This is a genomic window from Halomonas sp. HAL1 (genome assembly GCF_030544485.1).
Classification (GTDB): domain Bacteria; phylum Pseudomonadota; class Gammaproteobacteria; order Pseudomonadales; family Halomonadaceae; genus Vreelandella; species Vreelandella arctica.
Genome location: NZ_CP130610.1, coordinates 1,599,172 through 1,613,706, shown reverse-complemented (window position 1 = coordinate 1,613,706; position 14,535 = coordinate 1,599,172). Strand labels below are relative to the sequence as shown.

Sequence of the window (14,535 nt, the reverse complement as noted above, 5' to 3'; positions counted from 1 at the left end):
ATGGCGACGTGGTTCAACACCGATTGCGTCGACTTGACCGTGGTCGCGTCGTTCTAACCTCAAAAGGACGAGCAGCTTCCAGCCAAAAACGCAGTGCGCCGTCTTGGGCCGTACTCCACAAACAGCTCTCCTGATCACGAAAACGGCGCACGACGGCATCTCCAGGATGCTGAAAAGGATTATCACGTCCTGCGCTAAAAACAACATGTTCAGGGGCGGTATGACGTACGAACTGAATACCCGAACTCGTTCCACTGCCGTGATGCCCCGCGACAAGCATAGAGACAGGCGAATCCACTTCACGCAAAAAGCGTCGCTCTATCTCGGTACTCACATCCCCCGTGATGAGCAGCCGATGCTCGCCTACACTGACTTCCAACACGCAGGATCGATCATTGGGCGACAAAGCATTAGCGCCCGCTGGCGGCCATAAAAAGCGATAATTAACGCCATCGCGCTGCCAAGTTTGACCTCGCTGGCACGCCCGGCTGTCTATTGACAGAGTCTCACCAGCGGGCGCTATCCACTGTTTAACCTGATGCTCGGCTAATAACGCATTAACGCCACCCGCATGGTCGTTATCGGCGTGACTAACGATCACCTGATCAAAGCGCTGACCCGGCGACCACAGCGTTTCCAGCGGCATAAAACCGCCGCGAAAGCGCGGTCCAGTGTCATAAAGCAGTCGATAATGTTCACTGCGCAGCTCTATCAACTGCCCTTGCCCCACATCATGCACACTCACTCGAAGCCCCTGCTGGGGAGTCATTGACGATAGCGACCACAAAGGCAGCGCCACCACCAATGCTGTAGCGGCTAGCCGCATCCCCGGCAGCACCGCAGGCACTCCCCAACAGAGTGACAGTAGCAACAGCGCAAAGGCCAGCGGATAAGTTAATGGCCGATCAGGCTCCCATAGCGGCCAGTGCTGGACAGAGAGGCTCAACAGTAAATGGAAAATATTAAGCGCAGCCTCAAACAGCCACCACAAAGCATGGCCTAGAAAAGGCACCGGCGATAATAACCAACCCAGTAACGCCGTAGGCACCATGATGGAACTCACCCACGGCACGGCCACTAGGTTAATCAGCGGGGCGGCGGGCGCTATGCGCCCAAATGCTACCAGCACAGCGGCGGCCATTAACGGTGCAAGCAGTAACTGCGATCTGACCAGCGCCCAACACCAGCCCTTAATTCCCCGAGGGCGCCGCCGCCCCTGCCAAATAGTGATCAACCATGCCACCGCCACAAATGACAGCCACATACCGGGCCGCCACAGAGCCAACGGATCAACGAGGAGCACCAGCGCAATGGCCAACCACCACCCTTGCCATGGGCTTGGTGCATGTCGACCACTAAGCACCCACAGGCCAATCAACGTCATCACCATGGCACGCATAGCGGGCGGTGCCATCCCGGCAAGCGTGGCGTAACTGATGCAGGCTACTGCCGCCACCCACCAAGGCCAAGCGCGCATGCGCCAGTTGGTAGGCGTCGTTAAGCGCGCACCGAGCTTGGCAAGCATCAATACAAATGACGTCACCAGCCCAACGTGTAAGCCTGAAATAACGACCAGATGGGTGGTGCCGGTCGCATTCAACAACGACCAGTCATCTTGGGTAAGCTGTTCGCTATCACCCAGTGTCAGCGCCGCCAACCAGCGTTTAGTGCGCTCATCCAGCGCCTGCTGGGCTAAAAAACCCACCCCCAACTGACGCAGCGATGGCCCGGCGGAAGCTAGCCGAACCGGCGGTGGATCTTGGCGCAGATACCCAGTGGCGTGAATTCCCTCACGCCATAGCCACTGCTCATAATCAAACGTACCGGGGTTGGCAAAACCACTGGGAGGCCGCAAACGTAGCGTCATTCGCCACTGTTCACCGGGATAAAAAGCTTGATCGCTATAAGCCGTTACCCGCACCTTGTTTATCACCGCGCAACGTGGTCGTTGTGCCGGGCCTTGGCAGCTATCAACACGCAGGATCAGACGCGTTGCGTCTCCCGACGGCTGAGCGTTAAGCACAGTGGCTTCAACAACTATATCCTCACCACTCAGGCCTGTCGGCAAACGGCTCGCCCATTGCTGCTGAACGCCTGCAAATACCCATAGACCCATCAGTAGCCATATACCTCGGCGGGGTTGCCACGCCACTATCAACAACGCGGCTACCAGCACCCATCCGAACGCATTGGAGGTCATCCCAGCGGCATGGCTGTACCATGCCAAAATCCCTCCAGCGAGAGCTGCAAGTGCAGCGGGCATGGCGACCCCTAACCGCATAGAACTCTCCCTGTCGAATGTTCATTGATGGCCTAGCATAGCCGAAGGGCAACGCTATATGGATAATGGGCAGCATCGATAGGTAAGAGTATCCGTCATGCCGCGCAGGTTCCTGCAGCGCTACATGCCCAAACCCGACACCATCAGAAAACAGCGCTCGCTACGCTTTATGGCACCGCTGATTGCAGACCCGGGTTTGTGGCTACTAACTCGCCGAAGCGTTGCCAATGCGTTTAGCGTGGGCGTGTTTTGCGCCATGCTCCCCATCCCTTTTCAGATGGTGGTCGCTGCGCTGGGTGCTCGCTTAACGCGCTGCAACTTAGCCCTTTCGATCGGTTTGGTATGGATCACTAACCCTTTAACAATGCCGCTCATTTTTTACGGCAATTATCGGATTGGCACTTTCATACTCGGTGCGCCTGTACGAGAAGCCCCCTCGCGTATTTCAACGCGCTGGATTGCCGAACAGATGCACGACATTATGCCGCCTCTGATCGTTGGCTCGCTGGTGACAGCGTTGATATTAGCGATCGTCGTCAATATCGGTATCCGCTTAATCTGGCGCTGGCACGTCTCCCATAATTGGAAACGCCGCCGCCAAAAACGTCGGCAGCGGCGTGCGCAGATTGAAGCAGAATTTGATGATTAAGCTTTAAGAGCCTATCTCCATCGTTAACGCGCTGGCGTTTGCTCGACCAACCTACCTGCATCCAGCTTAAGCACACGATCCTGATGAGCGGCAAGGCTCACATCGTGGGTCACAATCACAAAGGCACAGGCGCTCTCTTTGGCCAGCTCATCCATCAGCGCCAAAATAGTCGCTGCAGTGGTCTGATCAAGGTTACCCGTGGGTTCATCCATCAGCACCAAGCTGGGGTCGGTAACCAGTGCCCGGGCAATCGCCACGCGTTGACGCTCACCACCAGAAAGCTCACCTGGCTTATGGTCGGCACGCGGCTGCATGCCCACTCGCTCCAATATCTGCATCGCCCGCTGCTCGGCCGCCTTTTTCGACTGGCCGCGAATAATCAGCGGCAACGCCGCATTTTCTACGGCGGTGAACTCCGCCAGCAGGTGGTGAAACTGATACACAAACCCAATGTAGCGGTTTCGAAAGCTGCCCAGCGCCGCTTCATTCAAACCCGATAGCGGCTCACCAGCGATCACCACACTGCCTTCGCTGGGGCGGTCGAGCCCTCCCAGCAGATTCAGCAATGTGGTCTTACCGGAGCCCGAACTGCCGACGATAGCCACCCGCTCTCCAGCGCGCACTTGCAGGCTGAGCTTATCGAGCACCGTTAGATCCTGAGGGCCTTCGCTGTAAGTCTTAGTCAGCGCTTGGCAATCGAGCATAATGGCTGCGTCTGTTTGTGCGTGGGTAGACACCGTATTCGTAGACATCATGTCATCCTTATTCCTGAAGCCATTATTCATAGCGCAATACATCCGCTGGCTGAACCCGCGCCGCACGCCAAGCAGGATAGAGCGTGGACAGGAATGTCAGCCCAAAGGCTGCCAATACGATACGGCTAACATCATCCCACTGTAAGCGAGAAGGTAAATCGCTAATGAAGTAAACCCCAGCATCCAAGAACTGAATGCCCAATGTCCCTTCCACCCAGCCAATCAGATCAGCGATGGTCAGCGCCAGCAGTACACCAACGGCCACCCCCATGGCGATACCAATCAGCCCAATGGCCATGCCCTGAACAATAAAAATCCCCATAATCGAGCTCGGCTTAGCACCTATCGTACGCAGAATGGCGATATCCGCGCTTTTGTCGGTGACTACCATGACCAGCGTAGAGACGATATTAAACGCTGCCACGGCGATAATGACGGTTAATAGCAGCGCAATCATGCGCTTTTCCATCTGTATCGCCTGGAACAAATTGCCATGAGAGAACGTCCAGTCGCTGCCAAGGTACTCAGGGCCAAGCTCGTTGAGAATGGCCTGAGTTTCGCTACTAGCAGCAAACAGGTCGTCGAGCTGTAGGCGAAGCCCGCCAATGGCGTCACCCAAGCGGGCAAGCGTCTGCATATCTTCAATATTGGCGTAGGCCAGGTTGGCGTCTAAATCAGCACCGACACTAAAAATACCGCTAACGGTGAAGCGCTTTAAGCGCGGGAACACCCCAGCCGGGGTAATCGAAGCCTCAGGCACCAACAGCGTCACGCGGTCCCCAACGCCAACACCCAGGCTGCGCGCCAGCATCGACCCCAGCACTACATTCCACTCACCGGGCACCAAATCGGCTAATGCACCTTGGCTCATATGTTCGCCAATAATGGAGACACGGTCTTCCCAATCGGGATTAATACCATTCACCATGGCACCCTGATTGTGGCCACCGACCGAAAACATGCCCTGCTGCTCGACAAAAGGCGCCGCGCCAATGACCCGCTCTCGCTGCATCAGCTCTTCGGCAAGAGACTCCCATTCGACCATTCCCACACGGGACTCAATTTTGGCGTGTGGAACCATGCCTAAAATGCGCGTCCTTAGCTCATGGTCAAAGCCGTTCATTACCGACAACACCAGAATAAGTACGGCGACCCCTAACATTAACCCCAGCATTGAGGTAAGCGAAATAAACGAAATAAAGTGGTTCCGGCGTTTAGCGCGCACGTAGCGCAGCCCCACCAGGAAAGGCAAACGATCAAGCATGGCGTCATTCCTTATCAATAAGCGCTCATGGTACGGTTTTTTTAGTCTCGCTGCATGTTCCAAACGGCCATTAGAGCGATCAGCCCTGCGAGCGTTCAGATTAAAAACCTTATGCTTGCAACTTGCCCCGCCACCGCCTACATTGCGCCGATTTACTGCTGACCGTGGGCCTGCGCTTTTATGACTTATCGTTTGCTACCCGAATGGTATCCCCAAGACGGAATACAATTGACCTGGCCGCGGCCAGACGGCGATTGGGCGCCCTTGCTTGCTCGCATCGAAGCCACCCTGGAACGCATTGTGATCGCCACGACACGCTTTCAGCGCGTGCTGATTTGTGTGCCCGATGAGTTAACGCAACAACGCTTAGCCACTACATTTGACGCTTACGGCGTGCCTGCTTCCCGGCTGCAGCTTATTGTCGCACCCACTGATGATACCTGGGCGAGAGACCATGGGCCGATCAGTGTTATCGACGACCAGGGCCAGATGCTGATGCTTGATTACACCTTCACCGGCTGGGGCGGTAAATTCCCCGCTGAGCGTGATAATCGGCTTACCCAGTGGCTTGCCGAGGCGGGCGTTTGGGCTTGCCCGGTAGCGACACGGAATTTAGTGCTGGAAGGTGGCGGTATCGAAACCGATGGAGAAGGCACTCTGCTCACTACAGAAGCATGCCTGCTTAATCCCAACCGCAACCCAACGCTATCGCGAGAAGATGTAGAAGCCCAGCTCGCCCAAGATTTTGGTGTTGACCGCGTATTGTGGCTGGCCAATGGTCATTTAGAAGGCGACGATACCGACAGTCATATCGATACGCTTGCCCGTTTTTGCGATCCAACCACCATCGCCTATGTACGCTGCGATGATCCCAATGATCCTCATTATCCGGCACTGGCGGCGATGGAGCAGGCGTTACAGGCGTTTCGACAACGCAATGGTGAACCCTACCGTTTAATCGCGCTACCTTGGCCCCAGGCCTGCTTCGACCCTGATGACGGCCACCGCCTGCCAGCCACTTACGCTAATTTTCTGATCATCAATCAAGCCGTACTGGTTCCTACTTACGGCGACCCGGCGGATGTCACCGCGCTACACGCGCTGGCAAGTGCATTTCCCGAACACACCCTAATTCCGATTGAGTGCGTCAGCGTTATTCGCCAACATGGCAGCCTGCACTGCTTAACCATGCAGCTTCCACAAGGCACGCTTACCCAGAGTACGTTTTCTGCGACCGCTATTTGCTAAAGGAGTCACCATGTCGACGACACTAACCGTCGCTGTTGTGCAGCAACCTGCGTGGCCTGATAAAGCGCAAAGCCTGGCTACCAGTGAAGCAGGTATTCGCAGTGCCGTTGAGCAAGGCGCTCAGTTGGTACTGCTGCAAGAACTGCATGCCACTCATTACTTTTGCCAGTTCGAAGACCCTTCGCTGTTTGACCTAGCAGAGCCGTTGGATGGCCCGACCGGCCAGCGTCTTGCAGCACTCGCTAAGGAGCTGGACATTGTCCTGGTCGGTTCGTTGTTTGAACGCCGCGCCCCAGGGCTTTACCACAATACCGCCGTGGTCTATGACCGCGCCAAGGGGCGCGTTGGGCAGTACCGCAAGATGCACATTCCCGATGATCCTGGGTTTTATGAGAAGTTCTATTTTACGCCAGGCGACCATGACAGCGCCCGCGGTGAAGGCTTTACACCCATTGAGACATCCGTAGGTCGTCTTGGCGTACTGGTCTGCTGGGATCAGTGGTATCCGGAAGCCGCCCGATTGATGGCCCTGGCCGGTGCGGACTTACTGCTCTACCCCACTGCGATTGGCTGGGATCCCAATGACGGTGCCGCTGAAAAGGCACGCCAGAAAGATGCCTGGACAGTAATTCAGCGCGCCCACGGCGTAGCCAACGGTTTACCCGTGCTGGTAGCTAACCGGGTTGGTTTTGAGGCAGATCACTCCGAAGTCGGCGATGGCATTCAGTTCTGGGGGGTAGTTTTGTCTGTGGGCCGCAAGGTGAACTATTGGACCATGCGGGGGAAGAGACTGAACAGTTAGTCGTTGAGCTTGATATGGCGCGCAGTGAAAACACACGCCGCATTTGGCCCTACCTGAGGGATCGTCGAGTAGATGCCTATGGGGATCTAACTCGCCGTTACCGCGACTAACCCCGCCCCCTAGAAAACAAAACGCCTGCCTGGGATCAATACTCAGGCAGGCGTTTTTGATGACCCACGACCGATTAACGCAGCGTATTACTTCCAGAAATCGCGAATTGAGGCGATCCCTTGAGCGCCTACGGCACGAGCGTGATTGGCATCAAAGCGCGTCATACCGCCTAATGCAAACACCGGCATACCAGCACGCTCGACCAACTGTTGAAAGTCATGCCAACCGAGCGGAGCGACTTCAGGGTGCGATGGCGTGGTGCGCAGCGGCGACAGGCTGACAAAGTCACAGCCTAATACGGCTGCTTGGGTAAGCTGCTTCTGGTTGTGCGTCGATGCGGAAAGCCATTTATTTTCAGCAATCGGACGACGTTCAAGCTGCATCAAACGCTCGCTGGTCAAATGAATGCCATCAGCGTCAATATGATCCAGCAGAGTAGGCTCACCATTAAGCAGCAGCCGCGCGCCGTACTCACGGCATAGGGTCAGAGCTCGCTGAGCACGGGCGAGATAAGCCGCTTCGTCCAACTGCTTGGCACGCAGCTGCACCAAGCGAATCTTGTCTTCACGCAGCGCGCGCTCCAAAAACGCATCAAAACGCGCTTCATCAGCCTCTTCGTTGGTGATCAAATACTCGGTAGGCAACCTTACCGCCCGCAGTATCGGTAAATTTGCTGCCGGGAAAGGATAGTTGGAGAGTTCGCTCATAGGCACCCAGCGCACGGCCTGCCCTTCACGGCCAAAAGGCTCTCCGGCAAACTCATGCACCTGCCAGACATCAAGCAGGATATGCTTGTCAGGATACTCATGGTGAACGCGAATCAACGGCTGAGCACAAACAATCTCGACGCCCAGCTCTTCATGCAGTTCTCGCTTTAATCCTTCAAGACCGGTCTCATAAGGTGCTAGTTTGCCACCTGGAAACTCCCACAGTCCGCCATGATCAACGTTTGACGGCCGACGGGCGATCAGTACTTGCTGTTGATCGGCGCTGATAATCGCAGCTGCCGCGACGTGAACCCGTCGTTTTACCTTTATGCTCATATACTCATATACTCGTTACGTCTTGATCCACTGCGCGCACCAACGCTTTTGCCATCGGCGCTATCTCGCTGCGTGTGTCCATTACCCCTGCCAACCAATGCCCTCGGCTGAGAGCGACCGACTAGCTACGGTAATCCGCGTTGATAGACACATAGTCATGAGAGAGGTCAGAGGTCCACACCGTGGCACTCTCTTCGCCGCGCCCCAAGTTAATGCGAATGGTAATTTCTGACTGCGCCATGACAGCGCTTCCTGCTGCTTCGGTGTAACCTGCCGCGCGTCCGCCTTGTTCGACTAAACGCACATCGCCTAAGTCAATCACCACGCGGTTAACGTCAAAGTCGTTCACCGGCGCCCGCCCGACGGCTGCTAGAATTCGCCCCCAGTTGGCATCAGAAGCGTACAGCGCTGTTTTGACCAGCGGCGAGTGAGCAACGGTGAAAGCTACATCAAGTGCTTCTTGACGACTTTGCGCTTCGCCAACCTGCAGGGTAACGAACTTGGTCGCCCCTTCAGCATCGCGAATGATCGCTTGCGCCAGCTCGGTCATTACCCGTTGTAAAGCGTTACTGAACGCGGCTATCTGCGCTTCATCAGCGATTCGAGGGCCTGTGCCAGTCGCTGCCAACATACAGGCGTCATTGGTAGAGGTATCGCTATCCACCGTGATGCAGTTAAACGAGCGGTCGACGGTTTCACGCAGAAGCCGATCCAGTAGCGGTGCCTCGATAGCTGCATCGGTCACCACAAAGCCCAACATGGTCGCCATGTTGGGCTTGATCATGCCCGACCCTTTCGTGATGCCGTTAATCGTTACCTGCTGATTACCTATTTCAACCGTGACACTGGCCCCTTTGGCCCGGGTATCAGTGGTTAAAATGCCCTCGCCTGCGTGCTCCCAGGCAACACTGTCGCTGGACAAACTTTCAAGCGCCGGTGCTAATCCCGCTAGCAGTTTCTCCATTGGCAGCGGTTCACCAATCACACCGGTTGAGAATGGCATTATATCTTCAGTCGCAACTCCCACCTGCTTGGCAAGCTCAGCACAGCATGCCCGCGCATCGCGCAAGCCTGCCTCGCCAGTGCCCGCGTTCGCGTTGCCGGTATTGATCAACCAATAACGCGGAGAGCGGTGCTCCGCACGGCGCTGTTCAAGGTGCTGCTTGGCCACTACTACCGGCGCTGCACAAAAGGCGTTACGGGTAAAAACCCCCGACACCGTCGCTGTGTCGGGCAGTTCAATCACCACCACATCACGACGATTCGGCTTTTTGATACCCGCCATTGCAACCCCAAGGCGCACCCCTTGCAGGGGTGGCAACTCTGGAAAGGGAGTGTTTCCCACTGCCATGATTCTCTCCTTTAGGCAAACCTTGGTCAGACGCTATCTCAGACACAATCGCCGTTAGCTTAATTTTCCACAGCACTGCTTGTACTTTTTACCTGAACCACAAAAACAGGGGTCGTTACGGCCCACTTTGGGGCCTTCGCGACGCACCGGACGCCCTTCACTGCCTGACGTCTCATGTTCGCTCTCAGTCTGCTCAGGGGCCGGGGCGTCATGGCGACTAGCGGCGGTGGCGGTTTCGCGCTCCAGCGCTTCGCGGCGTTGACGCTCAAGGGCATCCACTTCCTCGGGCTGGCGAACCTGAACGTGGCTCAGAATGCGCGTTACATCTTCTTTAATATGGTCAAGCAGGTGTTGGAAGAGCTCAAACGATTCACGCTTGTACTCTTGCTTGGGGTTTTTCTGGGCATAGCCACGCAGGTGAATACCACGGCGCAGATGATCCATTGACTGAAGGTGCTCTTTCCAGCGCGTATCCAACACCTGCAGCATGACTTGCTTCTCAAAGCGACGAATCAGTTTCTCGCCCGCTGCAGCCACTTTTGCCGCATAGGCTTCACGGTGCATGGTCTGCAGTCGCTCGCGTAACTGCTCCTCGCTAAAGCGATCATCCTCAGCAGCCCACTTAACCACGGGCGCATCAAGATTAAACTCTGTTTTCAGGTGCGCTTCCAAACCGGGCAAATCCCACTGTTCGGGCAGGCTCTGAGGAGGAACATAGCTGCTAATTGCCGTTTCCATTACCTCTTCACGAATACCGATAACGGCATCAGCCACATCGTCCGCGGCGAGAATTTCATTACGCTGGTCGTAGATCACCCGGCGCTGGTCGTTGGCAACGTCATCGTACTCAAGCAGCTGCTTACGAATATCGAAGTTACGCCCTTCGACTTTTTTCTGGGCACGCTCAACCGCATTGGAGACCATCTTATGCTCAATGGCTTCACCATGCTCAAGCCCTAACGCCTGCATCAAGCGCTTAACACGATCAGAGCCAAACAGACGCATCAGGCTGTCTTCAAGCGACAAGAAGAACCGCGTGGAGCCGGGGTCGCCCTGGCGACCAGCACGGCCACGCAGCTGATTGTCGATACGCCGAGACTCATGGCGCTCAGACCCCACCACATGTAAGCCGCCGGCGGCCAACACAGCATCGTGGCGTGCCTGCCACTCAGCCTTTAACGCATCAACCTGCTCTTGGCTTGGGTTTTGTAGCTTGGCCGATTCAGCCTCCCAATTGCCGCCCAGCACAATATCGGTACCCCGGCCAGCCATGTTGGTGGCGATGGTAATTGCCCCTGGGCGGCCTGCCTGAGCGATAATTTCGGCTTCACTCTGGTGCTGTTTGGCGTTAAGCACGTTGAACGCGAGGCCGGCCTCTCGCATCAGGTTGGCAAGGTACTCCGATGTTTCAATTGAGGCCGTACCAACCAGCACAGGGCGCCCAGCTTCTGTCTCAGTTTTGACATCTTTAATGATCGCTTCGTATTTCTCTTCAGCGCTCAAATAGACCAGATCGTTCAGGTCTTTACGTGCCAATGGACGGTTGGTAGGAATAACCACCACGTCGAGGCCATAAATTTGACGAAATTCAAAGGCTTCAGTATCCGCTGTACCGGTCATACCGGCTAACTTCTCATACAGACGGAAATAGTTCTGGAAGGTGGTCGAGGCAAGCGTTTGGCTTTCGCGCTGTACCGTAACGCCCTCTTTGGCTTCTACAGCCTGGTGCAAGCCTTCCGACCAACGGCGCCCTGGCATAGAACGGCCAGTGTGTTCGTCGACGATGACTACCTGACCTTCAGAAACGATATAATCGACATCACGATTATAGAGGTAGCGGGCGCGCAGGGCCGAATGCATATGCTGAAGCAAATTGAGGTTTTGCGCGGCATAGAGCGACTCTTCATCGCCCAATAAACCCTCGCCGCGCATTAGCTCTTCAACTTTGTTATGCCCCTGTTCCGTTAGCTCTACCTGTTTCTGCTTTTCGTCAACTAAGAAGTCGCCGACCACCGGGGCATCGTCATCTTCACTCTCTTCGCCTTTCTCAAGCTGCTGAGCCAACTGATTAACGACTTTATAGAGATCCGTATTTTCGTCTACCGCGCCCGAAATAATCAGCGGCGTACGCGCTTCATCGATAAGAATCGAGTCAACTTCATCGACAATCGCAAAATGCAAGCCACGCTGCACTTTGTCTTCTAACGAAAACGCCATGTTATCGCGTAGATAATCAAAGCCGAACTCGTTATTGGTACCGTAGGTAATATCGCACTGATAGGCATGACGCTTCTCTTCGCCAGACTGGCCGGAGAAAATAACACCAATGGAAAGGCCTAGAAATTCATACAACGGCCGCATCCACTCAGCATCACGACGGGCCAAATAGTCGTTCACGGTCACCACGTGAACGCCTTTCTCCGTCAGCGCATTCAGATACACCGCCAGCGTTGCCACCAGGGTTTTACCTTCACCGGTTTTCATTTCTGCAATACGGCCACGGTGCAGGGTCATACCACCCACCATCTGCACGTCAAAGTGGCGCATGCCCATAACGCGCTTACTGGCCTCGCGGACGATTGCAAAGGCGGGAGCTAACAGCGCATCGAGTGGCTCACCTGACGCCAGGCGTTCGCGCAATTGCGCTGTTTTTTGCTGCAAATCAGCGTCACTTAATGCCTCAAACTCTGCTTCTAGGGCATTAATCTGAGGCACATTTTTGTGCATGCGTTTAACATCGCGGTCATTTTTAGAACCAACGACTTTACGTAATAAATTATTAAGCATGAAATATCCAAGTATTCACGAACAACCCATCGGACTTTGCCTATATACGGCAGACCCTTTTTCTTCAGGTCTTTTACCTACCAGCGTAGGGACAAAGTAAGTATCTTAACGGCATACTTGATGGGTAGGAGGGCCGCGCTGAGTCAAGACATCGCGCGCTGCCACCAGCAGGGCCATCGGCGCAAGCCAACTGCTTAGACGCCGCACCGGGGCAAAGCGCCTAGGGCGTTGAGCCCAACGGCGCAGGGCGCGCTGCCGTTTAGCAACCCAGTGCGACTGCGCACGTAAAATCGCGGGTACCCATAAACAGATAGTAACGCTGCGTTCGCCACTGCGAAAAGCATCCGCGGGGCTTAAACTCGCGGGTAATAGGCAGCTCACTAACAAGCCGGCCAGCCACCAACGCGCTAAGCCATAGCGGCGATGGCGCCGCGGCAAAGCTGATTGAACATCAAGCGTAGGTGACATGCTGTAGACCGGCTCCTGAGCGTGGTAAAATCTGCTAAAATGAGATCGGTTAATGTCTCCGACGTCATCATTAGCGGCACCCTAGGATAGCGGTGCCCTAGGAATTAAGCGTATGAGTATAAAGGTTAAGCGTTCTCGCGCACAGCCCATTGCCCGCCTACTCTCAAAGTCGGGCGATATTAGTCAGTTAATGCGCCTATCTCGTTTAATTGACCAGGCGCAGCAGCATCTTCGCGCGCACCTGCCCGAAGAGATGCGTGAACATATTTTTGTCGGTGGCTTTCGCGAAGGTCGCTTAACACTGATCAGTGGTCAAGCAGGCTGGCTAACCTGGTTACGTTTTGAGCAGCGTCGCCTATTAGAGCTACTTCATCAGTTACCTGGCTTTGAAAGCGTGAGCGGCTTTACCTTTAAAGTGCGCCCAGTGCACCCTATCGTGCCCCCGCCACGTAATACACGCAGCCTTTCAGCAGATGCAGGCAAAACACTGGCTGAATGCGCTGAAGACACGACCAATCCCACGTTAAAGCGCGCCCTTGAACGGCTTGCCTCTCATGCTCGGCCACCCAACGAGTAACAGTTGCCATAAGGGCTATGGCAAACAAATTTACCGGCTATAACGCTCTTGGCGTAAAACGTATGCTGGCGGCAAAATGCATAAAGCACCGCCTAAGCGATGCTTTATTGATATTACCATTGCTACGATAACTCTTCGGACTACCTTATTAGCTAATAGCCGCTTTTCTATAAGCGGCTATATTATGCCATTGCGGGCGCAGCATAAGAGATCGGCGCCACGGCCTTATCTTCTTCAAACGTCACTATTTCATAAGCGTCAGGCTGAGCCATCAGCTCACGACACAGCTGATTATTCAGCGCATGTCCTGACTTAACACCACGAAACTCACCAATCAGACTGTAACCCAACTGGTATAAATCCCCGATGGCATCTAATACTTTATGCTTGACGAACTCATCTTCGTAGCGCAAACCACCTTCGTTAACAATGCGGTAATCGTCTACCACGATCGCATTGTCTAAACTGCCGCCTAATGCCAAATTGTTAGAGCGTAAAAACTCTAAATCACGCATAAAACCAAAGGTACGCGCGCGCGACACTTCTTTGACAAAAGATGTGGTCGAAAAATCGATCAGCGCCGTCTGTTTCTGCTGTTCAAAAACGGGGTGGTCAAAATCAATCGCAAACGAGACTTTAAAACCTTGGTGGGGCAAGAAAACAGCCTCTTTATCACCATCGGTAACCGCTACACGATGCTTGATGCGAATAAATTTCTTCGCAGCATCCTGTTCCAAAATACCCGCTGACTGAATCAAAAATACAAACGGGCTAGCACTTCCATCCATAATCGGCACTTCAGGTTCGCTTACGTCCACATAAGCGTTATCAATCCCCAGCCCTGCAAAAGCCGACATAAGGTGCTCAACGGTAGCAACCTTAACCCCATTATTGGAGAGTGCTGTACACAGCTTGGTATCTTCAACCAATTCAGCGCGCGCTGGCACGTGTACGACAGGATCCAGATCGGTTCTAACAAACACAATCCCAGTATTGGCGGGCGCCGGACGCAACGCTAAGTGGACTTTTTTGCCAGAATGCAGGCCCACTCCGGTGGCGCGAATGACGTTTTGTAGGGTGCGTTGTCTGATCATGGGCAGTAATCGAACTCTGGTGACGGCAGTGACCGTAGAGAAAAAGTTATCAAACAGTGTTCACTTTAACAGCAAGCGAGCGTTTTAGCCAATAAAACGCTCGCC

Annotated in this window: 11 protein-coding genes and 1 pseudogene; 4 read left to right on the top strand and 8 right to left on the bottom strand. The window is 54.6% G+C overall.

What is annotated here, in order from left to right:
• Positions 1 to 13: 13 nt before the first annotated feature.
• Entirely contained in the window at positions 14 to 2,281 is a 2,268-nt protein-coding gene (locus Q3Y66_RS07600; RefSeq protein WP_008956818.1) for a DNA internalization-related competence protein ComEC/Rec2, read from the bottom strand.
• 97 nt (positions 2,282 to 2,378) lie between these two features.
• Between Q3Y66_RS07600 and Q3Y66_RS07595 the strand changes: the two genes are divergently transcribed.
• Positions 2,379 to 2,930, top strand: coding sequence for a DUF2062 domain-containing protein (locus tag Q3Y66_RS07595; RefSeq protein WP_008956819.1), 552 nt, complete (start codon positions 2,379 to 2,381; stop codon positions 2,928 to 2,930).
• A gap of 23 nt (positions 2,931 to 2,953) precedes the next feature.
• On the opposite strand, the gene Q3Y66_RS07590 is transcribed toward Q3Y66_RS07595, so the two are convergent.
• Together Q3Y66_RS07590 and Q3Y66_RS07585 are read right to left on the bottom strand one after the other, a co-directional pair.
• On the bottom strand, positions 2,954 to 3,682 hold the full coding sequence (locus Q3Y66_RS07590) for an ABC transporter ATP-binding protein (RefSeq protein WP_008956820.1): 729 nt from the start codon (positions 3,680 to 3,682) through the stop codon (positions 2,954 to 2,956).
• Between the two features lie 25 nt (positions 3,683 to 3,707).
• Positions 3,708 to 4,949: a lipoprotein-releasing ABC transporter permease subunit gene (locus Q3Y66_RS07585; protein ID WP_008956821.1), complete on the bottom strand. Its 1,242-nt coding sequence runs from the start codon at positions 4,947 to 4,949 to the stop codon at positions 3,708 to 3,710.
• A 180-nt stretch (positions 4,950 to 5,129) separates the two neighbouring features.
• Between Q3Y66_RS07585 and Q3Y66_RS07580 the strand changes: the two genes are divergently transcribed.
• Together Q3Y66_RS07580 and Q3Y66_RS07575 are read left to right on the top strand one after the other, a co-directional pair.
• On the top strand, positions 5,130 to 6,197 hold the full coding sequence (locus Q3Y66_RS07580; RefSeq protein WP_035586257.1) for an agmatine/peptidylarginine deiminase: 1,068 nt from the start codon (positions 5,130 to 5,132) through the stop codon (positions 6,195 to 6,197).
• Between the two features lie 10 nt (positions 6,198 to 6,207).
• Positions 6,208 to 7,109 (top strand): annotated as a pseudogene (locus tag Q3Y66_RS07575) (carbon-nitrogen hydrolase).
• A gap of 87 nt (positions 7,110 to 7,196) precedes the next feature.
• On the opposite strand, the gene Q3Y66_RS07570 reads toward Q3Y66_RS07575, so the two are convergent.
• From Q3Y66_RS07570 to Q3Y66_RS07555, 4 genes are all read right to left on the bottom strand, one after another.
• Complete coding sequence (locus Q3Y66_RS07570) at positions 7,197 to 8,153, bottom strand: Nudix family hydrolase (RefSeq protein ID WP_008956824.1); 957 nt, start codon at positions 8,151 to 8,153, stop codon at positions 7,197 to 7,199.
• 121 nt (positions 8,154 to 8,274) lie between these two features.
• Positions 8,275 to 9,504 (bottom strand): bifunctional glutamate N-acetyltransferase/amino-acid acetyltransferase ArgJ, encoded by a 1,230-nt coding sequence (argJ, locus tag Q3Y66_RS07565; protein WP_303319543.1) that lies wholly within the window; start codon positions 9,502 to 9,504, stop codon positions 8,275 to 8,277.
• Positions 9,505 to 9,558: 54 nt separating this feature from the next.
• Entirely contained in the window at positions 9,559 to 12,291 is a 2,733-nt protein-coding gene (secA, locus tag Q3Y66_RS07560) for a preprotein translocase subunit SecA (RefSeq protein ID WP_008958697.1), read from the bottom strand.
• 105 nt (positions 12,292 to 12,396) lie between these two features.
• On the bottom strand, positions 12,397 to 12,759 hold the full coding sequence (locus Q3Y66_RS07555) for a hypothetical protein (protein ID WP_008958696.1): 363 nt from the start codon (positions 12,757 to 12,759) through the stop codon (positions 12,397 to 12,399).
• Between the two features lie 112 nt (positions 12,760 to 12,871).
• On the opposite strand from Q3Y66_RS07555, the gene Q3Y66_RS07550 reads away from it, so the two are divergent.
• Positions 12,872 to 13,336 (top strand): DUF721 domain-containing protein, encoded by a 465-nt coding sequence (locus tag Q3Y66_RS07550; protein ID WP_008958695.1) that lies wholly within the window; start codon positions 12,872 to 12,874, stop codon positions 13,334 to 13,336.
• A 182-nt stretch (positions 13,337 to 13,518) separates the two neighbouring features.
• On the opposite strand, the gene lpxC is transcribed toward Q3Y66_RS07550, so the two are convergent.
• Positions 13,519 to 14,430 carry a UDP-3-O-acyl-N-acetylglucosamine deacetylase gene (lpxC, locus tag Q3Y66_RS07545; protein WP_008958694.1) on the bottom strand — a complete coding sequence of 304 codons (912 nt, stop codon included), beginning with the start codon at positions 14,428 to 14,430 and terminating at the stop codon, positions 13,519 to 13,521.
• Between the last annotated feature and the right edge of the window lie 105 nt (positions 14,431 to 14,535).

What these genes read in the sequence shown, in the direction of transcription:
- Q3Y66_RS07600 (WP_008956818.1), bottom strand. Translation starts at nt 2,281, where the DNA reads ATGCGGTTAGGGGTCGCCATGCCCGCTGCACTTGCAGCTCTCGCTGGA.
- Q3Y66_RS07595 (WP_008956819.1), top strand. Translation starts at nt 2,379, where the DNA reads ATGCCGCGCAGGTTCCTGCAGCGCTACATGCCCAAACCCGACACCATC.
- Q3Y66_RS07590 (WP_008956820.1), bottom strand. Translation starts at nt 3,682, where the DNA reads ATGTCTACGAATACGGTGTCTACCCACGCACAAACAGACGCAGCCATT.
- Q3Y66_RS07585 (WP_008956821.1), bottom strand. Translation starts at nt 4,949, where the DNA reads ATGCTTGATCGTTTGCCTTTCCTGGTGGGGCTGCGCTACGTGCGCGCT.
- Q3Y66_RS07580 (WP_035586257.1), top strand. Translation starts at nt 5,130, where the DNA reads ATGACTTATCGTTTGCTACCCGAATGGTATCCCCAAGACGGAATACAA.
- Q3Y66_RS07570 (WP_008956824.1), bottom strand. Translation starts at nt 8,153, where the DNA reads ATGAGCATAAAGGTAAAACGACGGGTTCACGTCGCGGCAGCTGCGATT.
- argJ (WP_303319543.1), bottom strand. Translation starts at nt 9,504, where the DNA reads ATGGCAGTGGGAAACACTCCCTTTCCAGAGTTGCCACCCCTGCAAGGG.
- secA (WP_008958697.1), bottom strand. Translation starts at nt 12,291, where the DNA reads ATGCTTAATAATTTATTACGTAAAGTCGTTGGTTCTAAAAATGACCGC.
- Q3Y66_RS07555 (WP_008958696.1), bottom strand. Translation starts at nt 12,759, where the DNA reads ATGTCACCTACGCTTGATGTTCAATCAGCTTTGCCGCGGCGCCATCGC.
- Q3Y66_RS07550 (WP_008958695.1), top strand. Translation starts at nt 12,872, where the DNA reads ATGAGTATAAAGGTTAAGCGTTCTCGCGCACAGCCCATTGCCCGCCTA.
- lpxC (WP_008958694.1), bottom strand. Translation starts at nt 14,430, where the DNA reads ATGATCAGACAACGCACCCTACAAAACGTCATTCGCGCCACCGGAGTG.